General features: G+C 74.7%; 1 protein-coding gene. It reads left to right on the top strand.

Features of this window, described 5'->3' with window-relative positions:
- On the top strand, positions 1-237 hold a 237-nt coding region (locus AB2B41_RS23750), incomplete at both ends, for a hypothetical protein (RefSeq protein WP_367880283.1).

Genomic DNA, 237 nt, shown 5'->3' with positions numbered 1-237 from the left:
GCACGAAGGGGTCCGGCTCTGGCGGCACCATGGGCAGCCGTTCCGGTGGCACCAAGGGGTCCGGCTCGGGCGGGACGAATGGCAGCGGCTCCGGTGGCACGAAGGGCAGCGGCTCTGGCGGCACCAAGGGCAGCGGCTCCGGTGGGACCAAGGGGTCCGGCTCTGGCGGTACCATGGGCAGCGGGTCCGGTGGCACGAAGGGCTCCGGCTCTGGCGGTCCCATGGGCCGCGGCTCCG

The organism is Sulfitobacter sediminis (assembly GCF_040811725.1).
Classification (GTDB): Bacteria; Pseudomonadota; Alphaproteobacteria; order Rhodobacterales; family Rhodobacteraceae; genus Sulfitobacter; species Sulfitobacter sediminis.
This window is presented reverse-complemented; position numbering and strand designations above follow the sequence as displayed.